Annotated in this window: 26 protein-coding genes and 1 pseudogene; 13 read left to right on the top strand and 14 right to left on the bottom strand. The window is 62.6% G+C overall.

Annotation, left to right across the window (positions count from 1 at the left end; translation table 11 throughout):
• The first annotated feature begins 30 nt into the window (after positions 1-30).
• Together recO and ACUYMZ_RS11660 are read left to right on the top strand one after the other, a co-directional pair.
• A complete protein-coding gene (gene recO / locus ACUYMZ_RS11665) occupies positions 31-801 on the top strand; it encodes a DNA repair protein RecO (protein ID WP_481603466.1) in 771 nt (256 codons plus the stop codon).
• Positions 802-803: 2 nt separating this feature from the next.
• Complete coding sequence (locus tag ACUYMZ_RS11660) at positions 804-1,628, top strand: isoprenyl transferase (protein WP_426002765.1); 825 nt, start codon at positions 804-806, stop codon at positions 1,626-1,628.
• Between the two features lie 14 nt (positions 1,629-1,642).
• Here ACUYMZ_RS11660 and ACUYMZ_RS11655 read toward each other — a convergent pair whose 3' ends face one another.
• Both ACUYMZ_RS11655 and ACUYMZ_RS11650 read right to left on the bottom strand, forming a co-directional pair.
• Positions 1,643-2,713: an alpha/beta hydrolase gene (locus ACUYMZ_RS11655; RefSeq protein WP_481603464.1), complete on the bottom strand. Its 1,071-nt coding sequence runs from the start codon at positions 2,711-2,713 to the stop codon at positions 1,643-1,645.
• Positions 2,697-3,740, bottom strand: a complete 1,044-nt coding sequence (locus tag ACUYMZ_RS11650) for an alpha/beta hydrolase (RefSeq protein ID WP_481603462.1) — start codon at positions 3,738-3,740, stop codon at positions 2,697-2,699. Before ACUYMZ_RS11650 ends, ACUYMZ_RS11655 begins: the two co-directional genes overlap by 17 nt.
• 131 nt (positions 3,741-3,871) lie before the next feature.
• On the opposite strand from ACUYMZ_RS11650, the gene ACUYMZ_RS11645 reads away from it, so the two are divergent.
• Positions 3,872-4,951 (top strand): quinone-dependent dihydroorotate dehydrogenase, encoded by a 1,080-nt coding sequence (locus ACUYMZ_RS11645; RefSeq protein WP_481603460.1) that lies wholly within the window; start codon positions 3,872-3,874, stop codon positions 4,949-4,951.
• Between the two features lie 77 nt (positions 4,952-5,028).
• Here ACUYMZ_RS11645 and ACUYMZ_RS11640 read toward each other — a convergent pair.
• Positions 5,029-5,615, bottom strand: a pseudogene (locus ACUYMZ_RS11640) (DUF3043 domain-containing protein).
• A gap of 43 nt (positions 5,616-5,658) precedes the next feature.
• On the bottom strand, positions 5,659-5,943 hold the full coding sequence (locus ACUYMZ_RS11635) for a helix-turn-helix domain-containing protein (RefSeq protein WP_426002756.1): 285 nt from the start codon (positions 5,941-5,943) through the stop codon (positions 5,659-5,661).
• A gap of 67 nt (positions 5,944-6,010) precedes the next feature.
• Between ACUYMZ_RS11635 and map the strand changes: the two genes are divergently transcribed.
• The 6 genes from map (at position 6,011) to ACUYMZ_RS11605 (ending at position 12,081) form a co-directional block, all read left to right on the top strand.
• Complete coding sequence (gene map / locus ACUYMZ_RS11630) at positions 6,011-6,781, top strand: type I methionyl aminopeptidase (protein ID WP_426002755.1); 771 nt, start codon at positions 6,011-6,013, stop codon at positions 6,779-6,781.
• Positions 6,782-6,848: 67 nt separating this feature from the next.
• Positions 6,849-8,309: a M20/M25/M40 family metallo-hydrolase gene (locus ACUYMZ_RS11625; RefSeq protein WP_481603458.1), complete on the top strand. Its 1,461-nt coding sequence runs from the start codon at positions 6,849-6,851 to the stop codon at positions 8,307-8,309.
• Between the two features lie 195 nt (positions 8,310-8,504).
• The gene (locus ACUYMZ_RS11620) at positions 8,505-8,894 is read left to right on the top strand and encodes a HesB/IscA family protein (RefSeq protein ID WP_347107546.1); all 390 of its coding nucleotides are present in this window, start codon (positions 8,505-8,507) and stop codon (positions 8,892-8,894) included.
• A gap of 184 nt (positions 8,895-9,078) precedes the next feature.
• Positions 9,079-9,951 carry an aa3-type cytochrome oxidase subunit II gene (ctaC, locus tag ACUYMZ_RS11615; RefSeq protein ID WP_426002753.1) on the top strand — a complete coding sequence of 291 codons (873 nt, stop codon included), beginning with the start codon at positions 9,079-9,081 and terminating at the stop codon, positions 9,949-9,951.
• 10 nt (positions 9,952-9,961) lie between these two features.
• The gene (gene ctaD, locus ACUYMZ_RS11610) at positions 9,962-11,683 is read left to right on the top strand and encodes an aa3-type cytochrome oxidase subunit I (protein ID WP_426002752.1); all 1,722 of its coding nucleotides are present in this window, start codon (positions 9,962-9,964) and stop codon (positions 11,681-11,683) included.
• The gene (locus tag ACUYMZ_RS11605; protein WP_426002751.1) at positions 11,680-12,081 is read left to right on the top strand and encodes a cytochrome c oxidase subunit 4; all 402 of its coding nucleotides are present in this window, start codon (positions 11,680-11,682) and stop codon (positions 12,079-12,081) included. Before ctaD ends, ACUYMZ_RS11605 begins: the two co-directional genes overlap by 4 nt.
• 76 nt (positions 12,082-12,157) lie before the next feature.
• On the opposite strand, the gene ACUYMZ_RS11600 is transcribed toward ACUYMZ_RS11605, so the two are convergent.
• Positions 12,158-12,451 carry an HPr family phosphocarrier protein gene (locus tag ACUYMZ_RS11600; protein ID WP_426002750.1) on the bottom strand — a complete coding sequence of 98 codons (294 nt, stop codon included), beginning with the start codon at positions 12,449-12,451 and terminating at the stop codon, positions 12,158-12,160.
• Positions 12,452-12,614: 163 nt separating this feature from the next.
• On the opposite strand from ACUYMZ_RS11600, the gene ACUYMZ_RS11595 reads away from it, so the two are divergent.
• Entirely contained in the window at positions 12,615-13,403 is a 789-nt protein-coding gene (locus tag ACUYMZ_RS11595) for a GntR family transcriptional regulator (RefSeq protein WP_426002748.1), read from the top strand.
• A 110-nt stretch (positions 13,404-13,513) separates the two neighbouring features.
• Here ACUYMZ_RS11595 and qcrB read toward each other — a convergent pair whose 3' ends face one another.
• The 4 genes from qcrB to ctaE all read right to left on the bottom strand — a co-directional run bounded on the left by qcrB (position 13,514) and on the right by ctaE (position 17,853).
• A complete protein-coding gene (gene qcrB / locus ACUYMZ_RS11590) occupies positions 13,514-15,193 on the bottom strand; it encodes a cytochrome bc1 complex cytochrome b subunit (RefSeq protein ID WP_426002747.1) in 1,680 nt (559 codons plus the stop codon).
• A complete protein-coding gene (qcrA, locus tag ACUYMZ_RS11585) occupies positions 15,171-16,241 on the bottom strand; it encodes a cytochrome bc1 complex Rieske iron-sulfur subunit (protein WP_426002746.1) in 1,071 nt (356 codons plus the stop codon). Before qcrA ends, qcrB begins: the two co-directional genes overlap by 23 nt.
• Positions 16,242-16,338: 97 nt before the next feature.
• Entirely contained in the window at positions 16,339-17,127 is a 789-nt protein-coding gene (gene qcrC / locus ACUYMZ_RS11580; RefSeq protein WP_426002745.1) for a cytochrome bc1 complex diheme cytochrome c subunit, read from the bottom strand.
• 87 nt (positions 17,128-17,214) lie between these two features.
• Positions 17,215-17,853: an aa3-type cytochrome oxidase subunit III gene (gene ctaE / locus ACUYMZ_RS11575; protein ID WP_442423705.1), complete on the bottom strand. Its 639-nt coding sequence runs from the start codon at positions 17,851-17,853 to the stop codon at positions 17,215-17,217.
• Positions 17,854-18,001: 148 nt separating this feature from the next.
• Here ctaE and trpD point away from each other — a divergent pair, with 148 nt between their 5' ends.
• Positions 18,002-19,060 (top strand): anthranilate phosphoribosyltransferase, encoded by a 1,059-nt coding sequence (gene trpD, locus ACUYMZ_RS11570; RefSeq protein WP_481603452.1) that lies wholly within the window; start codon positions 18,002-18,004, stop codon positions 19,058-19,060.
• Positions 19,061-19,138: 78 nt separating this feature from the next.
• Here trpD and ACUYMZ_RS11565 read toward each other — a convergent pair whose 3' ends face one another.
• Complete coding sequence (locus tag ACUYMZ_RS11565; protein ID WP_426007537.1) at positions 19,139-19,417, bottom strand: Lrp/AsnC family transcriptional regulator; 279 nt, start codon at positions 19,415-19,417, stop codon at positions 19,139-19,141.
• Between the two features lie 73 nt (positions 19,418-19,490).
• Complete coding sequence (locus ACUYMZ_RS11560; protein ID WP_481603450.1) at positions 19,491-19,880, bottom strand: DUF3054 domain-containing protein; 390 nt, start codon at positions 19,878-19,880, stop codon at positions 19,491-19,493.
• A 150-nt stretch (positions 19,881-20,030) separates the two neighbouring features.
• Here ACUYMZ_RS11560 and ACUYMZ_RS11555 point away from each other — a divergent pair, with 150 nt between their 5' ends.
• Together ACUYMZ_RS11555 and ACUYMZ_RS11550 are read left to right on the top strand one after the other, a co-directional pair.
• On the top strand, positions 20,031-20,489 hold the full coding sequence (locus ACUYMZ_RS11555) for a VOC family protein (protein WP_426002741.1): 459 nt from the start codon (positions 20,031-20,033) through the stop codon (positions 20,487-20,489).
• A gap of 79 nt (positions 20,490-20,568) precedes the next feature.
• Complete coding sequence (locus ACUYMZ_RS11550; RefSeq protein WP_481603446.1) at positions 20,569-21,000, top strand: VOC family protein; 432 nt, start codon at positions 20,569-20,571, stop codon at positions 20,998-21,000.
• A 53-nt stretch (positions 21,001-21,053) separates the two neighbouring features.
• Here the strand turns inward: ACUYMZ_RS11550 and ACUYMZ_RS11545 are convergent, their stop codons facing one another.
• The 3 genes from ACUYMZ_RS11545 to ACUYMZ_RS11535 form a co-directional block, all read right to left on the bottom strand.
• Positions 21,054-21,890 (bottom strand): hypothetical protein, encoded by an 837-nt coding sequence (locus ACUYMZ_RS11545; RefSeq protein ID WP_481603444.1) that lies wholly within the window; start codon positions 21,888-21,890, stop codon positions 21,054-21,056.
• A gap of 490 nt (positions 21,891-22,380) precedes the next feature.
• Complete coding sequence (locus ACUYMZ_RS11540; protein ID WP_481603442.1) at positions 22,381-23,895, bottom strand: hypothetical protein; 1,515 nt, start codon at positions 23,893-23,895, stop codon at positions 22,381-22,383.
• Positions 23,885-24,217 carry a helix-turn-helix domain-containing protein gene (locus ACUYMZ_RS11535; protein WP_481603440.1) on the bottom strand — a complete coding sequence of 111 codons (333 nt, stop codon included), beginning with the start codon at positions 24,215-24,217 and terminating at the stop codon, positions 23,885-23,887. Before ACUYMZ_RS11535 ends, ACUYMZ_RS11540 begins: the two co-directional genes overlap by 11 nt.
• Position 24,218: the final 1 nt, after the last annotated feature.

The raw sequence follows: 24,218 nt of genomic DNA, 5'->3' as shown, positions 1-24,218 counted from the left end.
AACGCGCTGTCCATGCATGGCGTCAACTTGATGCGAAGATTAGGTGTGGCCAACCCATCGTCTTTTGCAGCCCGCTCCTACCGGGATGACGCCGTGGTGCTCCGTACCCACAAGCTGGGTGAAGCTGACCGGATCATTACGCTGTTGACCAAGCACCATGGCCAGGTGCGGGCCGTAGCCAAGGGTGTACGGCGTACAAGCAGCCGCTTTGGAGCCCGGCTGGAACCGTTCATGGTTGCGGACCTGCAGTTGGTGTCAGGCCGCACGCTGGACATCGTGACGCAGGCCGTCGCCAAAGGTGCATACGGCAGCAGCATCGCTTCCGATTACGGACGGTTCACCGTGGCAGCTGCCATGACGGAAACCGCGGAGAAACTCACCGACGCCGACGCCGAATCGGGGACAGCCCAGTACAACCTGCTCGTTGGCGCTTTGGCTGCGCTCAGCAGGTCGGAGCATCCATCTGAACTTATTCTCGATTCCTACCTGCTGAGGGCGTTGGCCACAGGAGGATGGGCGCCGAGCTTCACGGACTGTGCCAGGTGCGGCACACCCGGACCGCACACCGCATTTGCTGCTCCCCTCGGAGGGATGGTGTGTGGTGACTGCCGGCCCCCGGGGTCGCCGGCGCCTGCGGCGGAGACGGTCGTGCTGCTGGCCGCGCTCCTCACGGGAAACTGGGCCGTTGCGGATGTGTCCGATTCCCGGCATCGCCGGGAGGCTGCAGGTTTGGTGGCCAGCTACCTGCAATGGCATCTTGAACGGGCCTTGAAATCACTCAAACACGTGGAGCGAAGCTGACTGTGGCACTAGGAAAGAAGAGCAAGACACCCCCGGCAAGGACAGCGCCGGTACAGGCACCTTATCCCCATTCGTCCGGAGCAGTGCCCCCCAGCATCCCCAGTGAATTGATTCCCCGCCACGTGGCGATCGTGATGGACGGCAATGGCCGTTGGGCAAACCAGCGGGGATTGCCGCGCATTGAAGGACACAAGGCCGGAGAACCCGCGCTCCTTGACGTCATGGCCGGTGCCATTGAGCTGGGGATCAAGTACGTGAGCGTTTATGCGTTCTCCACGGAGAACTGGCGGCGGTCTCCCGAGGAAGTCCGTTTCCTCATGGGATTTAACAAAGATGTGCTGCGTCGCCAGCGGAACCAGCTTGACGAATGGGGTGTCCGCATCCGCTGGGCAGGGCGCCGACCCCGCCTCTGGGGGTCGGTAATCAAAGAGCTGGAAGAAGCCGAAGACTACACACGCGCCAATGACACCTGCACGTTGACCATGTGTGTTAATTACGGTGGTCGGGCCGAGCTGGCCGACGCTGTGTCGGCCATTGCGCAAGACGTCGCTGCCGGCCGGCTGAAGCCCGGCTCTGTCACGGAAAAGACCATCCAGAAGTATCTGGACGAGCCCGATTTGCCGGACGTGGATCTCTTCCTCCGGAGCTCCGGCGAACAACGGCTCTCCAACTTCCTCCTGTGGCAGTCAGCGTATGCGGAGTTCGTTTTCATGGACACCCTGTGGCCGGATGTCGACCGCCGCACCCTCTGGGAGGCTGTGGAAATCTATGCCAAGCGGGACAGACGCTACGGTGGAGCCGTGGACGCCGCGCCTGCAGGGACGTAGCACGCCTGTGCCATTCAATCGGGATAGGCAGCCAACCACGCAGCAACGTCCCGGTATGCCTGCTGCCTGATCGTCCGCCGGGACAGAAAAATATCGTGCAGGGCACCCGGATAGCGGAAGACTGCCGTCCGCCGGCCCAAGCCCAAGGCGCGTCTGGCCGTTTCTTCGACATCGATCACGGCGTCCGCCCGCATGAGATCTTCCGTCCATTCGGCCTGAATCCGGGTGCGGCCGGACAACAGGACCAGGACGGGCGCGTCGATGGTGAGCTTGCGCTCCACTGAAGCATGCCCGGCCAGCACGGCTTTGGTCCAGCCTGCGCGGACAGGGAAAGAGGCGCGCGGCCGCCACGACGGGTCCAGGAACCATTCCCCGTGCGCTTCACTACTGACGCTTTCCCAGTAAGCGGGCATCTCCGGGAACCGGAAAGGCCGCTTCGGGTCAGTGCGGGCAAAAGGCTCTACCAGGTGCATGGCGATGCTGCGGACCAGGCTGCTTCCCTGAAGTTCCAGCCAAGGGGAGTTGAGAACGAGCGTCCCGATGCGACCGGGATGGCGGTCTGCCCAAAGCGAGGCAATAAGACCCCCGAGGGAATGGGCCACGATATGCACACGGGCTGGTGCACTGTTACCGGTCCTGGCCGCGACGTCCTTGCCTGTTTCGGCCAGGGCCGCGGCGATGTCTTGGTCGTAGATTGATAGGTCGGAGGTGTATCCGGGTGTCTGGCCGGGCCTGAGGCTCCGCCCGAATTTCCGCAGGTCCAGAGCATAAAAGTGGAATCCTGATGACGTGAGGTACTCGGCCAGTTCTGTCTGCAGGAAGTAGTCCGCCCAGCCGTGCAGGTAGAGGACTACACGTGGGGGTCCTGCCGGAGCCGCCGCTGAACCGCGGTTCCGGCGTCGGAAGATTGTGGAAAGAAAGCCCGGCCCGGTAGCTGAAGCGGGAGGAACGGGCGGGGGAGCGTGGCGGATCAGGGTTGCCCTGACGTCCCCCTCGTCGTCCGGTGGCAGCGGCAGGTCCCTGCATTCAAACCCTGGTCCCAGGATGTCCGGCCGCCAGCTGACTGATTCATCCGTTGTGGTCATGCGTCCCTTTCTCCCCTTGCGCCGGCGCATCCATGTATCCCCGGATCCAGCGAGAAAGGCGTGCATAGGCCTCCGCCCGAACGTCCGGCGCGGACAGGAACACATCATGCAGTGCCCCCTCGATGCGTTCCAGCGTCACGCTGTGTCCAAGGGCCATCGCCCGAAGTGCAATGACATCCACGTCCAGGACGGCATCGGAGCGACGCATGGCTTCCTGCCACACCATGCCGTTGGCGCTGGTGGAAGAGGTCAGGACGAGCACGGGGATTTCCAGGCGCAGTCCGCGGGCGACCTGGGTGTGACCGGCCAACACAGCGCTCAGCCAGCCTGCCCTGACAGGAAACGCGAAAGGGGGACGGTATCGTTCATCCAGCGGCCACTCACCCTCGGCGGTGTTACTGATGGAACGGAAGTAGAAGCCGCGCTCAGGCAGGCGCAGGACCGCCTCGGGGCGCACCCGTGCCAGAGGTCCCACCATGGCCTGGGCGGCGCGGCGGACCAAGGAACTGCCGTGCATCTCCAGCCAGGGACTGTTCAGGATCAGGTGCTTCACGCGGCCTGGATGCCGGCTGGTCCACAGCGCGGCGACCAGCCCGCCTGTCGAATGCCCCATCAGGGCTGTACCTGTTCCTGCACCTGCCGGCCGGTCCACCTCCATGGCCTCAAGCGCGCAGCTGATTTCCGCGTCGTAGTCATCCAGGTTTGCCACATAGCCCCCGGGATGCCCGTCGGTGAGGCTGCGTCCGTGGTTGTGCATGTCCAGCGCATAAAAGCCGTACCCTCGGGCAGTCCAAAACCTGGCCAGGTCCACGTTGAAGAAGTAGTCGCTCCAGCCGTGGAGGAACAGCACTGAGCCTCGTGAGCTCTCTTTTCCGGCCGGGAAGTCACCTGGCGGGCTTGCTGGCGGATCGGTGTCGGCCGGACGGTGGCGGACCAGGGTTGCGCGGCGCACAGTACCGTCCCGCCCCGCTGCTTCGATACTGCAGGACTGGAAGTCGGGTCCCAGGATGTCAGTAGACCACTCCATGCCATCAGCTTAGGCATAATCGGCCACAGCCCACCTGATCCTTGTCATCATGGTGTTCCCCGTTGCCTACACATAGCCGCACGCCAGGTCGCCGGTTTGGCGAGCAGTGGCAGAACCGGAAAACTAGGACCATGCGTGTTTACCCCACCTTTTTCAAACTGGCTTTCTCGTGGATGGATGCCGAGCAAGCACACAAGATAGGCTTCCAGGCGATCCGGGCCGCCAACCGTACCGGTGCCGGGCGGCTGCTGGCGAGGTTGACGGCGCCGAGCCCCGTGCTGCGGACCGAAGCATTGGGCCTGACCTTCCCATCGCCGTTTGGCCTGGCTGCCGGTTTCGACAAGGAAGGCCACGGCATCGAAGCCCTTACAGAATTGGGGTTCGGGCATGTTGAGGTGGGCACCATTACGGGTCAGGCCCAGCCGGGCAACGAAAAGCCACGCCTGTTCCGCCTGATCGAGGACCGCGCGGTCATCAACCGGATGGGCTTCAATAACGACGGCGCAGTTGCGGTTTCTCCCCGCCTGAAGTCGGCGAAGGCCGCTTTGCAGCGGCGGCACGCGGGAGTGCGGCCGGTCATCGGAGTGAATATCGGCAAGACCAAGGTGGTCGAGCTGGAGGACGCTGTGGAGGACTATCTGGTGAGCGCACGCAATCTCGCTCCCGCGGCGGATTACCTGGTGGTCAACGTCAGTTCTCCCAACACTCCCGGTCTGCGGCTGCTCCAGAACGTTGAAACGCTTCGGCCGCTCCTGCGGGCCGTCGGGGACGCTGCAGACGAAGCAGCCGGGCGGCACGTGCCCCTCCTGGTCAAGATAGCGCCCGACCTCAGCGATGAGGACATCGACGACGTCGCGCGCCTTGCGTTGGACCTGAAGCTTGACGGCATCATCGCCACCAATACAACCATCAGCAGGGACGGCTTGCTCTCCGACCAGGGGAAAGTTGAATCGCTGGGCGCTGGAGGCCTTTCGGGAGCACCCCTGAAGCGACGCTCGCTGGAGGTCCTGAAGCGGCTCAAGGCAGCAGTCGGCGACCAGCTGGTCCTGATTGCCGTAGGTGGTGTTGAAACTGCCCGCGATGTCCAGGACCGGTTGGATGCCGGCGCCACGCTCGTCCAGGGGTACACGGCCTTCCTTTACGAGGGACCTTTTTGGGCCTCCCGCATCAACAAGGGCCTGGTGAAGCTTCGTCGCAACCGGGCCGCGTGACCTAAGGCTCAAGAAGAAAGCCCCGGACCGCCAGGTCCGGGGCTTTCGCAGTGGTCTTGGGAACCTGCGGTTGGAGGCTACGAAGGGTACTGGCCGCGCTTGACCTGGGGCTTGGGCAGGCGGAGCTTGCGGAACTGCAGAGCGCGCATGCAGCCGTACCAGACCGTACCGCGCTCCACTTCTCCGAACTTTTCCCCAGGCGCTTCTTAAGCTTGCGGGAGAGAATGAAAACGTCCACGAACACTGCCAGGAACATGATCCAGAAGCCCACCAGCACGTAGGTGATCTGTTCGCTGGTGGAGGGAACAACGAGGGAGATGATGACGAAGAGCAAGGCGCCGAACATCAGGTATTCGCCGAGGCTGAAGCGGGCGTCAACGTAGTCCCGGGTGAACCTCTTCTGCGGCCCTTTGTCCCTGAGCGGCAGGTACTTCTCGTCGCCGGTATCCAGGGCCTGGCGCATTTTTTGCCGCTGGTCCTGGATGGCAATGCGTTCGGCTTCCTTGGAAGCTTTCCGGTCTGTCGGAACGAGGGGCCGCTTGCGGGCGGCTTCCTGGTCCTTCCGCCTGGGCGTGGGAGTGCCCTTGCCGACAACCGGCTGCGTGGCCTGGGGCTGGTCTACTGCTGATTGAGCGCTGGGCTCTTCCTTTTTGCGTCCGAACACCACAACAGAATACCCGCAAGGGGGTGGCGCAGGTTACGCGGGGTCAGGAAGCGAGACGGGCATGCGTTGCGTGCGGCCCGGCGGGACCTGGGCTGATCTCTGTCCATACGGCGTCCAGTGAAAGGCCCAGGACGTCGGCGATGGCCGCGACCGTGGGAAACGACGGTGTTGCTACCCGGCCCGATTCGATTTTGCGGAGCGTCTCCGGTGAGACGTTCGCTTCGAGTGCGACTTCGAGCATGGAGCGCCCTGCCCTGGCATTGCGGAGGAGGGCTCCGAGCCGTTGTCCGCGTTCAACTTCATCCGGTGTCAAAGGCAACCTGACCATGGCCCCAATTATAGTACCGGGATAATATGGCCGGGATAGTTATTGGCCAGCGAGGAAGAAGCCATCCATGATTGAAATACTGTCGGCTGCCGAAATTTCCCGGGCCAGGCGGACGGGAGCCCTGGTTGCCGCCATCCTGCAGGCCTTGAAGCAGCAGAGCACTCCGGGTACAAATCTGCTGGACCTTGACCGCGCGGCGGCGGTCATGATCAAAGAGGCCGGTGCCGTGTCCTGCTATGTGGACTATGCGCCGTCTTTTGGGCGGGGGCCCTTTGGGCACTACATCTGCACGTCCGTCAACGACGCAGTGCTGCATGGGCTGCCCCACGACTACACCCTTGCCGCTGGTGACCTCGTGTCGCTGGACCTGGCGGTCTCCCTGGCAGGAGTCGCCGCAGACTCGGCCATCAGCTTCGTGGTGGGGGACCCGGCGTCCCCGGGCGGCGATCCCCTGATCGCCGCCACGGAAGAGGCGCTGCGCGCAGGCATAGCTGCTGCTGGACCCGGGGCACGCATTGGCGACATTTCCTACGCCATCGGCTCGGTCCTTACCCAGGCGGGCTATTCGGTCAATACCCAATACGGCGGCCACGGCATTGGTTCCACCATGCACCAGGACCCGCACGTACCCAACCTTGGGCGGCCGGGCCGTGGTTACAAGCTCCGCCCCGGGCTGCTGCTGGCCCTGGAGCCGTGGGTGATGGCGGACACCGACCAGTTGGTGACCGATCCCGACGGTTGGACGCTGCGCAGTGCGAGCGGCTGCCGGACGGCGCACAGCGAGCACACCGTGGCCATTACATCCGACGGGGTGGAAGTCCTGACGCTCCCGGAGTAGCGGGCTGCACGTGGCCGCAGGCCATCACGGCATACCGCACCGCAGCGCCGGTTGTAGAGTTTTGGGCATGACTCCAGAGCATGCGGATACCCCGCATACACAGCAACAGAATCCAGGCGATACCCCGGCCGGTTCCTTGCACGACACAGTGCGTGCAGGGGAACTTGCCCGCGCGGTGGACAGCGCCTTCGACTCAACGCTTGCCACCCTGAAGGACCTGGTGGCCATACCGGGCATTGCCTGGTCGAGTTTCGATCCCGCGCACCTGGACCGTAGTGCCGAGGCCGTGGCTGCCCTGGCCCGCAAGAGCGGTATGGAAGACGTCAGGATCCTGCGGTGCAACAAAGTGGACGGTACCCCCGGTGGACCTGCCGTCGTCGCGCGCCGTCCCGCCAGGGAAGGGCAGCCGACCATCCTGCTGTACGCCCACCACGACGTCCAGCCCCCGGGAGATGCTTCCCTGTGGCATTCGGAGCCGTTCGTTGCGGAAGAACGGGAGGGGCGTCTCTATGGCAGGGGGGCTGCCGACGACAAAGCCGGCATCATGGCCCACCTGGCTGCGTTTGGCGCAGTGTCTGAAGTCTTCGGTGATGCGTTCGGAACCGGGGTGACGTTCTTCTTCGAGGGTGAAGAGGAAGCCGGGTCGCCGACGTTCCGTGCTTTCCTCGAGGAGCACCGGGAGCTGCTTCGATCCGACGTCATCGTGGTGGCCGACTCCAGCAACTGGAAAGTCGGCGTACCGGCGCTGACAACCAGCCTGCGTGGCTTGGTGGACGGAACGTTTGAGGTCCGGGTCCTCGAGCACGCCGTGCATTCAGGCATGTTCGGCGGTCCCGTGCTGGACGCGCCAACCGTGCTGGCACGCCTGATTGCCACCCTGCACGACGACGACGGCAACGTTGCAGTCGCAGGGCTGGTTGCCAGGGATGACGTAGCGGTCGACCTCACCGAGGCGGAATACCGCGCCGATGCATCAGTGCTCGACGGCGTGAAGCTCGCCGGAAGCGGTTCCATCGCCTCCAGGCTCTGGACCAAACCCGCACTCTCGATCATTGGCATCGATGTTCCTGCGGTGGCGGTTGCCTCGAACACCTTGATTCCTGCTGCCAAGGCCAAATTCAGCATGCGCCTTGCGCCCGGCCAGGACCCTGACGCTGCCATGGAGGCCCTGCGGCTGCATGTCGAGTCCAACGTGCCCTTCGGTGCCGCTGTAACGTTCACGCCGGGGGAGCGGGGCGACGCTTTCTCCACCGATACATCGTCCGCGGCCGCCAAGGTGGCCTTGTGGGCGCTGGAAGAGGCATGGGGCGTGAAACCCGTGGAAATGGGAATCGGTGGGTCCATCCCCTTTATCGCGGACCTGACCGAGGTTTACCCGCACGTCAGTATTTTGGTCACCGGGGTGGAAGACCCGGACTCACGGGCCCACAGCGCCAACGAATCCCTGCACATCGGCGATTTCCGGAATGCGGTTCTCGCCGAGGCGCTGATGCTGGCCCGGCTCAACGCCGACGGACTGGAAGCCTGAGGCACTTCGCTCCGTGGGTAGGGTCCTGCCGCGCAAGCCGGCCACGGGGAACAATCAAAAGCCGGGGCTGGTTACGTCTGGAGTTATAGCTGGGCGTCTGCGCGACGTAGCATGGAGCTATAACCCGTACGTTATTGGGTCAGGGTAAGCGGCGTTCCGGCGCTGCTGCCGAAAGCGTCATAAGAAGGTAGGCCAATGAGCACTGCAACCAACGAAAACAGCACCGGAGCCCAGCTCGCCCCCAGCGACGAGCTTCCCACGCACGAGGTCAACCTGACCGACGTCGCAGCAGGCAAGGTCCGCAGCCTCCTGGAACAGGAAGGCCGCACCGACCTGCGGTTGCGCGTTGCAGTCCAGCCGGGCGGCTGCTCGGGTTTGATCTACCAGCTCTACTTTGACGAGCGCCTGCTGGACGGAGATGCCGTGCGTGACTACGACGGCGTCGAGGTGGTTGTCGACAAGATGAGCGTCCCGTACCTCAGTGGCGCAAGCATTGACTTCGAGGACACCATTTCGAAGCAGGGCTTCACCATCGACAACCCGAACGCCGGCGGGTCCTGCGCCTGTGGCGATTCGTTCCACTGACGGGAGCCTCCGCCTCATGTCGGCGCCTGGCACGGTGCGTCCCCGCGCATTCCGAGCCACGGCGCCGACATGTGCGCGAAAACCGCTTCATAGCGGTAAGCTCTACATCGGGTAGTAAAACTTTTTAGTGTGCCCGGTGGGCCTTTGGCCTGCCGGGAGACAGCAACAAGAGGAAGGGCCGTCTGTGAGTTCGCAGAACCGAACCGGCAGCCGACGCAAAAAGATCACCTCGATCACTGGCTTGGCACTAGCCGGCGCGTTGGTTTTGACCGGATGTTCACCAGAGGTAGAGAAGGGTTGGCTGCCTACAGAGCGCGGCACCACCAACCACACTGACCGGATCATGGACCTCTGGGTCAACTCATGGATCGCCGCCTTGGCAGTCGGTATCATCACGTGGGGCCTGCTGGTCTGGTGCATCATTGCCTACCGCCGCCGCAAGGGCACCACGGGTTTCCCCAAGCAGCTCAGCTACAACCTGCCGCTTGAAGTCTTTTACCTGACCATTCCGCTCTTCATGGTCCTGGTGTTCTTCTACTTCACGGACCAGGACCAGCGCGCGATCGATGACCGATCGCAGCCTGCCGACGTCGTTGTTGACGTCCGCGGCAAGCAGTGGGCCTGGGACTTCAACTACAAGAAGGGCGACGTCATCACGGAGGACGTCCACGAGGCCGGCGTCCAGGCGCACCTGACGGGTGCCGAAGTCGACCTTGAGCAGCTCCCCACCCTTTACCTGCCTGTCGGCAAGTCGGTTGACCTTGAGCTCAACTCCCGCGATGTCATCCACTCTTTCTGGGTTCCGGCGTTCCTCCAGAAGCGCGACATGATCCCCGGCAAGACGAACTACATCAGGTTCACGCCCACCAAGGAAGGCACCTTCGATGGCAAGTGTGCTGAACTCTGCGGTGAATACCACTCCGAAATGCTTTTCCGCGTAAAGGTTGTCTCCGAGTCTGAATTCCAGGCCCACATGGACAAGCTGCGCCAGGAAGGCAACACGGGCCTGCTCGGTGCGGAATATGACCGCAACCCGAACCTGAACGAAAACAAGTAAGGGAAGCGACGTGGCTACGTACACTCAAACCGCCGGAGTCCTCGAGACTCCCGTAGTTCCTAAATCCAAGGGGCGCATCGTCGTCAACTGGATTACCTCGACCGACCACAAAACGATCGGGTACATGTACCTGATTGCGTCGTTCGTGTTCTTCTGCCTTGGCGGCGTCATGGCGCTGCTGATCCGTGCTGAACTGTTCGAACCGGGCATGCAGATCCTGCAGACCAAGGAACAGTACAACCAGATGTTCACGATGCACGGCACCGTGATGCTGCTGATGTTCGCAACGCCGTTGTTTGCCGGCTTTGCGAACGTCATCATGCCGCTGCAGATCGGCGCCCCTGACGTTGCGTTCCCGCGCTTGAACGCACTGGCATTCTGGTTCTTCCTGTTTGGTTCCACCATCGCCGTTTCCGGCTTCATCACCCCGCAGGGTGCTGCTTCGTTCGGTTGGTTCGCCTACGCACCGCTGTCAAACACCACGTTCAGCCCCGGCGTTGGCGGTGACCTCTGGGTCTTCGGCCTGGCTCTGTCCGGCTTTGGTACCATCCTTGGCGCGGTGAACTTCATCACCACGATCATCTGCATGCGTGCCCCGGGCATGACCATGTGGCGCATGCCCATCTTCACCTGGAACACGCTGGTCACGGCCATCCTGGTTTTGATGGCCTTCCCGCCGCTGGCAGCAGCCCTGTTCGCCCTCGGTGCGGACCGCCGCTTTGGTGCCCACATCTTCGATCCCGAAAATGGCGGAGCCGTCCTCTGGCAGCACCTCTTCTGGTTCTTCGGCCACCCCGAGGTCTACATCATCGCGCTGCCGTTCTTCGGTATTGTCTCGGAGATCTTCCCGGTCTTCAGCCGCAAGCCGATCTTCGGTTACAAGGGCCTGGTCTACGCAACGATCGCCATCGCCGCTCTGTCCGTCACGGTATGGGCACACCACATGTACGTCACGGGCTCTGTCCTGCTGCCGTTCTTCGCCTTCATGACCATGCTGATCGCTGTTCCGACCGGCGTGAAGTTCTTCAACTGGATCGGCACCATGTGGCAGGGTTCGATCACCTTCGAAACCCCCATGCTGTGGAGCATCGGCTTCCTGGTGACCTTCCTCTTCGGTGGCCTCACGGGCATCATCCTTGCATCCCCGCCGCTTGACTTCCACGTCTCCGATTCCTACTTCGTTGTGGCCCACTTCCACTACGTGGTGTTCGGTACGGTCGTCTTCGCCATGTTCGCCGGCTTCTACTTCTGGTGGCCCAAGTGGACCGGAAAGATGCTGAACGAGCGCTTGGGCAAGATCCACTTCTGGCTCCTGTTCCTGGGTTTCCACGGCACGTTCCTTATCCAGCACTGGCTGGGCGTTGAAGGTATGCCCCGCCGTTACGCGGACTACATGCCGCAGGACAACTTCACGTGGATGAACCAGTTCTCCACCATCTCCTCCTTCGTTTTGGGTGCTTCGCTCCTGCCGTTCTTCTGGAACGTGTACATCACGTGGCGCAGCAACAAGAAGGTGGAAGTGGATGACCCGTGGGGCTTCGGTGCCTCGCTGGAGTGGGCTACGTCCTGCCCGCCGCCGCGCCACAACTTCACCTCCTTGCCCCGTATCCGCTCTGAGCGGCCGGCCCTGGACCTCCACCACCCGGAGCTGGCCCAGGTTCACACCGCCCAGTCCCCGGACCCGGCAGCAGTGCTGCTCGGTAACGCTGACCAGAAGGACGTCCGCAAGTGAAAATCGAATCGTGGCTCTTCGGAGCCGGAGTCTTCTTCTTCGTCCCCGTCGCCATCGCCTATGGGTTCCTGACCGAATGGGCTGAATGGGTCGGCATCCTGGGCATCCTGCTGGTCGGTGGACTCGCAGGCATGATCGGTGCCTACCTTGGCTTCACCGGGAAGCGCGTAGGCATGCGCCCGGAAGACCGCCCCGACGCTGAGATTCACGAAGGCGCCGGCGAGCAGGGGCACTTCAGCCCCTGGAGCTGGTGGCCGCTGGTTCTCGGCCTTGCCTGCGCCGGTGGCTTCCTGGGCCTGGCAGTAGGTTTCTGGGTAACCTACGTTGCCGGTGGCCTGGCCCTGGTTGCACTCGTTGGCTGGGTTTTCGAATACAGCCGCGGCGACCACGCCCACTAGCAGCAGCGTCAAATCAAAAGGGATGGGCCCCACCTTTCGGTGGGGCCCATCCCTTTTGTTGATTCCGCTTGCTGCTTCAGCGCCCCTGAGGGGCTTCCAGAACGGCTGAAAGCTGCTGGAGTACCCTCTGGGCCTCTTCGATGGTTTGATGCTCTTCAAGGGCCTCCAAAGGGACTTCCAGCAGGACTCCGCAGCCGTGGCCGAAGTCTTCGGTCATGACCTCCAGCAGAGATCCTGCATCGACCGCGTCACCGTCCACTTTCCGGATCGTTACGGCGAACCCTGCTTCATTGACTGCGCGGACGAAGGCTGCCGCAGCTCGGGCATGCAGTCCGATGTCTGCGGCAACAAAGGATTTCAACTCCGGCAAACCGGCTCCTCTAGTACGACGGTCGAGCCGTCCTTGATTTAATCCCTTCAAGCGTAGCGGCCTGCAAGCTTCCGTCGTAATAGCAGCTCCTACTGGTCTAGACCTCGGTCGGCTCTGTCCTAATCTTGATGTATGACCACCACGCCGCATGACGGGTCCTGCCATGGCTGAAGCAACAAGCATCGTGGGGGACATCGATCGTTCCAGCAACGTTCCGATCTACATCCAGCTCCGCGAGATCCTGCGGGCCTTCATCGCTGAGTCCTGCCCTCCGGGTTCGTCACTTCCCTCGGAGCGCGACCTGTCGCTCCGCTTTGGCCTCGCCCGAATGACCGTCCGCCAGGCCATTGATGCCCTGGTCGGCGAAGAAGTCATCGAGCGGGTCGTCGGGCTTGGGACCTTCGTCCGTAAGCCCAAGCTGGACCTTCAGGTAAAACTGACCTCCTACAGCGAGGAAATGCAACGCCGCGGAATGGTGCCTGCGGCCAAGGTACTGAGCTTCGAGCAAATCGCTGCGAGTGCCTTCCTGGCGCGCGAACTGCAGTTGGATGAGGGGACGCCATTGGTCCGCTTCCGGAGGCTTCTGCTGGCCGACAATGAACCCATGAGCGTGGATGAGAATTTCATTCCTGCGCACCGCGTTCCGGGGCTTCTGGACGAAGCCCCGCCGACGTCGCTGTACAACGTCCTCAGCGAACGGTTCGGGCTTGTCATGGAGTGGGGCGAAGACATGATCGAGGCCACCGCCGCCTCGCCTTCGACGGCACGGCTGCTGAACGTTGACGTTGGCTCGCCCTTGCTCAAGATCCAGCGGCACGCGTTTGTTGCCCGTGCCATGGTCGACTACTCGGTGTCCTACTATCGGGCCGACCGGTACAAGTTGTGGGTACCGCTGCAGCGTCCAGGAGTGAGGCCAACACGCAACTACTCATCGGGTTACCGGAGCCAGTAGGACCTCAGGGGCAGCGCTCCAGGCTCACTTGCCCTTGGCCGGGTTAAACGGGAAAGGCCCGGTGTTTGGATGAGATCCAAACACCGGGCCCTTCTTCTGCCTGGCGGTGCCTAGTGGCTGAGGGTCTTCTGGCTTTCGCCAGCCTCAACGGCCTCGTGGTGGCCGTGTCCGTGGGCGTGTGCCGCTTCCAGCTCCGCCGGGGTGGCGGGAGCGACGCGGTCCTCGAAGAACCACTTGGACAGTGCGGCCCGACGCTTCTCCTTGCGGGTGACGACGCCGTGCTCGTTCGGCTGTGCCGGGATCGGAGCCGGGGACTCGAAGCCAACAAGCTTGTAGCGCTTGTACTCGTCCAGCGGAGCGTGGACCTCGATGAACTCACCGTGGGGGAGCCGGACAATGCGACCGGTCTCACGGCCGTGGAGTGCGATCTCACGGTCCTTGCGCTGGAGAGCCAGGGCAATGCGCTTGGTGACAACGAACGCGATGACCGGGCCAATGAAGAACAAAGCCCGCAGCCAGTAAGTGACGTCGTTCAGGGACACATGGAAGTGCGTCGCGATGAGGTCGGAACCTGCAGCAGCCCACATCACGCAGTACCAGGTGAAACCTGCTACGCCAATCGCAGTACGCGTAGGAGCGTTGCGCGGACGGTCAAGCACGTGGTGCTCACGGTCATCCTTGGTTACCCAGCGCTCGATCCACGGGTACATGAACAGGACGGTGAAGATAATGCCTGCGGGAACCAGTGCCGGCAGGAGGACGTTCAGCGTCAGCGTGTAGCCGAAGATCACGTACTCGAAGTGGAAGTCGTTGATGACACCGGGCATGAGTCGCAAGGCGCCGTCGACGAAACCGATGTACCAGTCAGGCTGGGTACCTGCAGACACCGGGGAGGGGTCGTACGGTCCGTAGTTCCAGATCGGGTTGATGGTGAAGGCTGCAGCCATGAGGGCAACCACACCGAACACGATGAAGAAGAAGCCGCCGGCCTTCGCCGCGTAGACCGGGCCAAGGGGGTAGCCGACGACGTTGCCGTCATTGCGTCCCGGGCCGGGGTACTGGGTGTGCTTGTGAACAACAACCATGAAGAGGTGGATGACAATCATCAGCAGGATGAGGGCAGGCACCAGAAGGATGTGCAGCACGTAGAGGCGTCCAATGATGGCCGTACCCGGGAACTCGCCGCCAAAGAGGAAGAACGAGATGTAGGTGCCGATCACCGGGATGGACTTGATGACGCCGTCGATGATGCGCAGGCCGTTGCCGGACAGCAGGTCATCGGGGAGGGAGTAGCCGGTAAAGCCTGCTGCCATCGCCAGGATCAGCAGGACACCGCCCACAACCCAGTTCATTTCGCGCGGCTTGCGGAATGCGCCCGTGAAGAACACGCGCAGCATGTGCACACCGAGGGAAGCAACAAACAGGAGGGCTGCCCAGTGGTGGACCTGGCGCATGAAGAGGCCGCCGCGGACATCGAAGGAGATGTTCAGCGAAGAGCTGTAGGCCACGGACATTTCGACGTTGTACAACGGCGTGTAGGAACCCTGGTAGTGGGTTTCCGCCATCGACGGATCGAAGAAGAACGTCAGGAATGTACCCGACAGCAGCAGGATGACGAAGGAGTACAGCGCCACCTCACCGAACATGAATGACCAGTGGTCGGGAAAGACTTTGCGGCCGAACTCACGCAGGATGCCGGAGCCACCCACGCGCTGGTCAACAAAGTCAGTGAAACGTCCTACCTTGGTCTTCGCTACGAAGGGGGCTTCAGCTGTTGATGAGGCGCTCATGCTCGTCACGCTCCCAGTAACTCGGTCCTACAGGTTCTTTGAAGTCGCTGGTGGCGACCAGGTAGCCCTCTGCGTCAACTGCGATGGGCAGCTGGGGGAGCGGACGGCTTGCCGGTCCAAAGATGACCTTGCATTCCTGCGTGAGGTCGAACGTGGACTGGTGGCACGGGCACAGCAGGTGGTGCGTCTGCTGCTCGTACAGAGCGACAGGGCAACCAACGTGGGTGCAGATTTTGGAGTAGGCAACGATGCCGTTGTAACCCCAGTTTTCACGGCCCGGTGAAGGGTTCAGCGAGTTGGGGTCAAGGCGCATCAACAACACGACTGCCTTGGCTTTCTCGTTGAGCTTGCCTTCATGGAGCTCGTTCAGGCCTTCCGGAATGACGTGGAAGGCCGAACCGATGGTGACGTCCGAGGCCTTGATGGGGGTGCCATCAGGATCGCGGGTCAGGCGCTTGAGCTTGCCGCCCTCGGGTGCCCACATGGTGTGGGCAAGCTTGTCGTCCGGGCGGGGACCCAGGTCACCGAAGATGGCCAGCGCCGGCAGGGGGGCCAGGGCAACTGCGCCGAGAAGGGTGTTGCGGATCAGCGGACGGCGCTTGATACCGGTTTCCTCGACGATGTCGTCCACGATCCGGACTGCAGCCTGGCGGTCGTCCTCGGTACGGATTGCGTGGCGCTCTTCCGAGACCTCGTGATCGGGCATCAGGGCCTTGGCCCAGTGCACGATGCCGGTACCAATGCCCAGCATGGCGAAGGCCGTTCCCAGACCCAGAAGCAGGTTCTGCGTGCGGATGGTGGCGATGCTCGAGTCATCGCCAAGATCGATGGCGAAGTACGCCACCAGGAAGACCAGCGTTCCGATAACGGAAGTGCCAAACAGAATGGCTACCTGACGCTCGGCACGCTTTGCGGCTACCGGGTCCGTGTCAGCCAGGCGCAAACGATGCGGAGGAAGACCAGGATCCTGGAACTTCTCCACCTCATTCTGACCAGCCGTAGCTACGGTGCCCGAGTGGTTCGGACTGCCGTCACTATGGTTGCCCATAATTCGCCTCATCCTTCTCTCGTTGTCTCGGCCTTCGCCGAGTTAATGTTCAGTTCCAAACTGCTGACCGTGCAGCAGAAAATTTTGTCCGTCCGGACTAGGACGTACGGGACGTCAGCCAGATGGTGAAGGCGATGATGACACCGAGGCCGGCGACCCAGACAAACAGGCCTTCAGCAACAGGGCCCAGGGAGCCGAGGTCGGCACCGCCCGGAGAGCCGTTCGCTTCAATCGTTTTCAGGAAGGTGATGATGTCGCGCTTGTCTTCCGGGGTGACGTTGGAGTCGCTGAACACGGGCATGTTCTGCGGACCCGTGGCCATGGCTTCGTAGATGTGCTTGCCGGTGACATCGGCAAGGGCGGGAGCAAACTTGCCGCGGGTCAGTGCACCGCCGGCTGCTGCTGCGTTGTGGCACATGGCGCAGTTGACCCGGAAGAGCTCGCCACCGTTGGCTGCATCTCCCTTTTCGTCCAGGAGGTGCTCTTCCGGAATGGCCGGACCCGCGCCGAGGGATGCAACATAGGCGGACAGTTGCGTGGTCTGCTCTTCGTTGAACTGGAGGGGCTTCTTCTGGGCCTGCGGGCCATTCATCTGCATGGGCATACGGCCGGTGCCAACCTGGAAGTCAACAGCAGCGGCACCAACGCCGACCAGCGAGGGCCCGTCCTGGGTTCCGCTGGCACCCATGCCGTGGCAAGTGGCGCAGTTGGCGGCAAAGAGCTTGCCGCCTTCTTCTACGTCGCTGGCGCTGTAGCTGGTGGTGTCGGCCTTGGCCTGGTTGACAGATGTGGCAACGGCGTAAAGCCCACCAGTGAGGAGGAGGCCCATCAGCAGCAGCGCTATGGCTGCCAGTGGGTGACGTCGCTTCTGCGAGAGTGCCTTCACGTGGTGGTTCCTTTATTCGATCCTGCGTCGGCTCCGTGAGCCGCTTCTTGAAATTCTGCCTCTTGTAGAAAAAGAGTCAAAGCCGGGCTACTTGAGGACGTAGATGACCAGGAAGAGGCCGATCCACACGACGTCGACGAAGTGCCAGTAGTACGAGGTGACGATCGCGGAGGTGGCTTCAAAGTGCCCGAACTTCTTGGCAGCAAAGGCGCGGCCGATGATGAAGAGGAATGCGATCAGGCCGCCGAGGACGTGGAGGCCGTGGAAGCCCGTGGTCATGTAGAAGGCAGAACCGTACGCATTGGACGACAGGGAAACGTGCTCGGAGACGAGCATCGCGTATTCGGTGGTCTGGCCGGCTACGAAGAAAGCGCCCATGATGAACGTAAGGATGAACCATTCGTTCATGCCCCAGCGGCTGATCTGCAGCGGACCGCCCGTGCGGCGCGGTTCAAGCCTCTCGGCGGCGAAGACGCCCATCTGGCAAGTGAATGAACTTGCCACGAGGACGATCGTGTTGACGAGCGCAAACGGGAAGTTGAGCTTGGCCGTCTCCTCGGCCCACATCACTCCGGAGGTGGAGCGCAGGGTGAAGTACATGGCAAAGAGGCCGGCGAAGAACATCAACTCACTGGACAGCCAAACTACGGTTCCAACAGAAACCAGATTAGGGCGGTTCAGCGTCGGGTGCGCCGGGGTACTGGGGGCATGGGTCGCAGATGTCACAAGGACATTATGTCTGTAAAAGTCCAGAGTTCCCAATGCAAACCACCGATTCGGGAGACTTTTTCTACAAAGACGCGAAATCGCGCGGAAAAGTTCCCGGTCCGGTTCACATTGGTCAGGGGCGCGGCTCGGTCGATAGCATCAGGAGGTGACTTCTCCGGCATCGGCACCTGTGGCCAGCAATACCTGGCCTGGCCTCATCTCTGCACTCATCGACGGCGACGATCTCACGGCCGCCAATACGGAGTGGGCCATGAATACCATCATGGCCGGCGATGCGACGCCTGCCCAGATCGCAGGTTTCCTTGTCGCGCTCCGGGCCAAGGGCGAAACCGTGGAGGAACTTGCCGGGCTGGTGGCTGCCATGCTTCAGAACGCCAATGAGATTTCCATCACGGGCGAGAAGCTGGACATCGTGGGAACGGGTGGGGACCGCCTCAATACGGTCAACATCTCCACCATGGCGTCGCTGGTTGCTGCCGGAGCCGGTGCCAAGGTGGTCAAGCACGGCAACAGGGCCGCCTCGTCCACTTCCGGATCGGCCGATGTGCTGGAAGCACTTGGCGTCCGCCTGGACCTGACCATTGAGCAGGTCGCGCGGAACGCCGAAGAGGCCGGAATCACGTTCTGCTTTGCCCAGGTATTCCACCCGTCGTTCCGCCATACGGCCGTGCCTCGGCGGGAGCTTGCTGTTCCCACCGCCTTCAACTTCCTGGGTCCCATGACCAATCCCGCGCATGTCCAGGCGTCAGCCGTGGGTGTGGCCAATGCACGCATGGCTCCCTTGGTGGCCGGTGTCCTCGCACGCCGCGGCAGCCGGGGCCTGGTGTTCCGTGGTGATGACGGTTTGGACGAGTTGACGCCTACCGGACCTTCCACTGTCTGGGAAATCCGCGACGGCGCTGTGACCGAGCAGGTGTTCTCGCCCGCGGAACTCGGAATCGCGCCCTCAACGGTGGCTGACCTGCGGGGAGGAGATGCTGCTGCCAACGCCGCAGTCGTCAGGGAAATCCTCGACGGGAAGACCGGACCGGTGCGGGACGCCGTGCTCCTGAATGCGGCCGCAGGCCTCGTGGCCGCTGACCTCACGGCGGAAGGCCCGTTGCTGGGGAGGATGCAGGCGGCGTATGCCAAGGCTGCCGACGCCGTCGACTCCGGGAAGGCGGCTGCCGTCCTTCAAAAGTGGACGGCCCTGAGTCGTAGCTAGTGCCCGCAGCCTACGGGCCGTAGGCCGCCGTTCGCAGGCCGGGCCGTCGCCATGGGGCGGCGTCGTGGGGGTGCCGGCTTATTCGAAGCCCAGGGCGAAGGCGGCGTCCAGGTCATGCTGCGAGTAAGCCCGGAAGGCGATATGCGTGGTGGTGTGAACCACTGAAGGTACTTTTGAGAGACGGTCGGCGATGACGTCTGCCAGGTCTTCGTGCTGCGTGACCCTGGCCACCGCGATGAGGTCCCATTCCCCCGTGACGGAGTAGACCTCGCTGATGCCCTGGATCGCCGAGATCTGCTCGGCCGTTTCCGGTATGCGCGACGCATCGGTCTTGATCAGGACGAAAGCAGTGATCAACGTGGGGCCTTTCGTGAAAAGCGTCATTGCGGACGCTCTTTAGCCTAGTGCATGGGGGTGGCGGCAGGCCCTTTCACGCCCGGCGCTGCCGTTGCCGGCGGCCCCGTCTGATCAGGGCAGCCACGGCCCGGAAGCCCAGGAGGAAGACGCCGAGGGTCAGGAGGGCCACGATGACGAACGGCACCACTACTGTCTGTCCGGTGATCGCCCGCAGCGCCATTCCCACAGCGACAGTGACGAGCCATACGCCCACGCCGGATGGCCACAGAGCCAACGGCTGCCGCCAGACGCGAAGGAGCAGCCACGCCGCTGCCGCGCCGGCCAGGAAAGGCCAAGCTGTGGCGAAAGCGCCCGTGATGATGTCACCCCGCGCGTGGGCGTCGCGGCCTATGGCTGCGAAGACGAGAATCAGGACGAGGTCGCCGATGGCAGCCGGGACCCAGGTGCGTGGTGTGGATTGCATGGTTTCGAGGTTATCCTCCCTCGCCCCGCGCAGGCGAAGCGTCGATCGGAACCGGGCGTACCGCCGTCGGGCGTTGTGTGCGGGAACCCACGCGACTAGCCTCGGACGGGGGACGTCTGGTTCCCTCCATCAAACTGTGGAAGGTGGCTCGTGCAGAAGATTTCTACCTGTTTGTGGTTCGACGGCCAGGCCGCTGAAGCGGCCGGCTTCTATACATCGATTTTCGACAACTCGGCCATCCTCGGTTCCATGCCAGGGCCGGACGGATCTCCCATGACCGTTGAATTTGAAGTCGAAGGCCGGCAGTTCATGGCCCTCAACGGCGGGCCTGCCTTCTCCTTCACGGAAGCGGTGTCGCTGGTAGTGAATTGCGCATCGCAGGACGAGGTTGACCGTTATTGGGATGCGCTGCTTGAGGGCGGGGGAGAGGAGAGCCAGTGCGGATGGCTGAAGGACAAATACGGATTGTCCTGGCAGATTGTTCCCACGGCCCTCCCGCAGCTGTTGAACGGTCCGGACCCCGAAGGCTCAAGGCGGGCCATGGAAGCCATGCTGACGATGCGGAAACTGGACGTGAACGTTTTGCAAAAGGCTTACGACGGCGGCTAACGGCTTCGCGGGGCATGGCACCTCGACGTGCTGGCACGACAGCGGCGGTACAACAACGAAACAACCCTAAGGAGAAGTCATGACAACCAGGCTCAACCCCTACATTTCCTTCCGGGACAATGCCAGGGACGCCATCAACTTTTACGAATCGGTGTTCGGCGGGGAACTCACGCTGAGCACGTTCGGCGACTTCCAGGTCAGCGACGATCCCGCCGAAGCGGACAAGGTCATGCATTCCATGCTCGTGGCTCCAAGCGGACTGACCATTATGGCTGCCGATACGCCAAACGGCATGGATTACAACCCTGGCAACAACATGTCGGTCTCACTCAGCGGTGAGTCGGCTGACGAAGCCGAACTGCGCGGCTACTGGGACAAGCTTTCCGACGGCGGGACGGTCACCATGCCGCTGGAGCAGGCGCCGTGGGGCGACAGCTTTGGCATGTGCGTCGACAAATTCGGCATCGCATGGATGGTCAATATCGCGGGGGAGCACCAGGCCCAGCAGTAGGGTCAACGCCGGGATGCCCCGCCCTCCAGTGGCGGGGCATTCCCTTGGCGTTCCTAGGCCTGGCGGGGGAGCACCAGCAGATAGCCCGCCTGGAGTCCGCTGCTCCATCGGCGTGGCTCGCGGACCACAAACTGGGTGGACAGCTGTTCCGGCGTCAAAAGACTGTTTGGGGCGGGGGATGGGCCCCACTGGCCACTGCCGTGGGGGTACAGCGGATCCAGGACGCGGATGCCGGTCACGGAAAAGTCGGTGAAAAGGGCCGGGTCGCCCACGGATTCGAACCCGCTCATCACCCATGCGTGGCGGCCGCTCCACATCACCAGGCCCACGGGACGCCCGGTTTCGGTGATGGCGCGCGATGCCGTCCGCAATGCGTCCTGGTAGTCCGGGATGCTGACAACTTCGTAGGGACCCAGCCCCACCTCTGTCAGCACCTGTGCCCAGCCCAGCGGGTTGGCGCCATTGAACGAGTTGGATGACCGCGCCCGCGCCATGTCCCACAGTTCGTTCTGCTGGGCTCGACCGGCCCACTGTGCACCGCCGGTGTCGTCCATCAGGTTGTGTGCCATTTGAATGCTTGCAGCGACACACCAGTCGAAGGTGTACTGCGGTACGAAGTCGCCCTCTTGGTAAAGGTTGAGAGCAAACGGCCCCGGGAGAGGGGGAGGGGCAGGTGCCGGCTGTGTCGGCGGAGGTGGCGCCGGGGTACTTTCGCCTGTGGGCAGCGCAGATGGGGTCGGCAGCGGTTGATCAATCTGCCCCGCTGCCGGCAGGGTCATGGTGCTTGATGGCGTTGGCTGTGTTTCTGCGCCGGGCGCGGCAGTGCACCCTGCAAGCAGGCTCGACAGAACGACGAACCATGCAAGGAGACGGGTTGGGCTGCCTGTCATGACCGGTTCATTCTAGCGCGACGGGGAAATGGCGCCCAGAACTTCCTCGCCGGAGTCAGGGGACCGGTGAAGTGATTCAGCTGCCGGGATTCAGTGTTCTACTGGCAACGATGATTATTCGTTTTGTGACTATTCGGCTGCGCGACCTCGGTAAATCTGATGCGAGCTGACCCGTTGCTGTGGCAAGGTGTGCTCAACGGTCTCGCCCTGAGCGATGGGAGCAAGAGTGTTCTTGCAGGGAGCAGTTCTCGCATTATTTGGCATGCTGTTCCTTCTGATGGGGCTGGCCGTAGCCTTCCTCAGGTCGGCCGTTTCGAAGGGGCATCGCAAATGGATGAGCATGATGGGTGGTTGGCTAGGGCGCCCATCAGATGAAGCGATGGCTCCAGGAACCTGGTTGACGATAGGCGTCTTGACTGCGCTCATGGGCGCCGGGCTTCTTTTTGTTGGTTTGAACTTGCTCCTTCGCCATTGACCATCCGAAGCGCGGCTAGTTCACTCCGACAGGAGCAACTGATGCATAGCGGGACCAGGGTTGTGCGGTGGCGATGGCGTGCTTTTGCGTGACTTGGTAGCTGTAGCCGAGCATTTCTGCCACGAGCGGGGCCGGAACTTCGTTCACGAGGGCGCGTAACGATGCGTTGCGTGCGCCGCGGAGGTTGATGCCGATTTCCCGCAACTGTTCCATGAGGGTGTTGGGGTGGAGGTGCTGCCCTGCCCGGTAGCCGGGGAAGAGCCAAGGGCTGCCGGAGCTGCTGCCGGTGCGCAGGTTGGGGCGGGAGGCCAAGTGTTCGGTGAGGAGTCCTGCGAAGGGCTCGGGTACTGGTGCTGGATCTCCATGGCCGAGCGATAGTCGGAGACCGTCAGGAGTGATTATGACATCGGTGCTTTTCATCGCGGCGATCTTCACAACTGGTTGGGCGTAGAGCAGCAGGAGAGTGGCAGCGACCCGATAGGACAAGGTGTCAATGTTGTCCGTGAGGCAGGCTTTGAGCATCGCGAGCCGGTCTCCCTGGGTGAGCAAGGGAATGGTTCTGGCTTGGCGATGACCGATAGCGATGTTGGTGCAAGTCCGGTTTTTAACTGCCCAGACGAAGAAGGTTCTGATGCGGTGTCTGGTGGTCGGCCCGTCGGCCAGCCAGGCATCGACATCAGCTTGAACGCATAAGGCGGCGGTCCGTCCGTGAGTGATTTTGAGCCAAGTGAGGAACTTGATGGTTTCCGTGATTTCCTGCTTCGCGCTGTGCACCGGGCCTTGGGTGGGCTTCCCATCTGCGGATATGGTCCTGATGCGTCGCAGGTGGTGCCAGCGGGCGAAGGACTCGATGGGTCGTCGAATCTCGGGGTCATCAATCCCATCGAGCTTGCTGGCGAGCCATCGCTCAAAGAGCGCGAGGTAATGGTCCCGGACCGGCAGTAGGTTGTGGTGGACGAGCAGGCTACGTAGGTGCTCAACCCGTAGGCTGCTGGGTTCCCTGTCCAGCGCCTCGTGACTGAGATGGATGTCTTCTGTGGCGAGTCGTTCGAGCAGTTCGCGGACGCCAGTCTGGCGGAGCCAGGTGAGGATGCTTTCGGGTCGCTGGGCTGTGCAGAGCGCGGCGAGCAGTTTCGTTGCTGTCGTTTCCTTGGACTGGGGCTCGTTGACGTGCATCAGCGCGGTGAGGTCGTTCCGGAGTGCGCAGCGGGCGCAGGCGTTTTGGCGGTAGTGCTCGGTTTCCGTCCCGCAACCGGAACAGTGGTAGTCCTGGGTGATGCCGGCGCAATCAACGCAGACTGGCTTGTCACCGTGGGAAGCAGACCTGCCGGGGAGCATGCGCTCTGTCCCGCAGCCGGGGCAGGTGCCGTGGGTGCGCATGGCGACCGTGAAGCAGGTCCCGCAGATCCTGCCTTCCGGCCAGCTGGCACGGTGCTTTCCGGCCGCCCGTGAGCACCTGTCGCAGGTGAACGCCCCGGTGGTGCGGGGCCGACCCCTCGCAGCCAGCCGAGGGCTGATCTCAGCCGTCATCGCGGATTACCCGGGCGCGTTTGGGCCGGATGGTCTTGTTCAGGTCCACGACATTGGCGTCGGAGGCTACTTTGCGGACCTTGGCGTCCGTTGCCGTGACGGTGACCAGGTCTTCGGGTCCGCAGGAGAAGATGTCGCAGAGCGCGGCGATCATCATGAGTGAGACGCGCTCCGGGCGTTGGGTGACGAGCCGATAGACCTGGGAGGCGGAGAGTTCGATGCCGCGTTCCTTGAGCAAGGGAGTGAGGTCGGTGCTGTTGTGCATTCCCCGGGCTGCCATGAGTTCTGCAAGCCGCCAGCGGTAGTCGATCTCTCGTTTCATG

It is taken from the genome of Arthrobacter sp. T572, from assembly GCF_056780115.1.
Note: the sequence above shows the minus strand (reverse complement) of the source record. Positions and strands in the feature narration are given on the sequence as shown.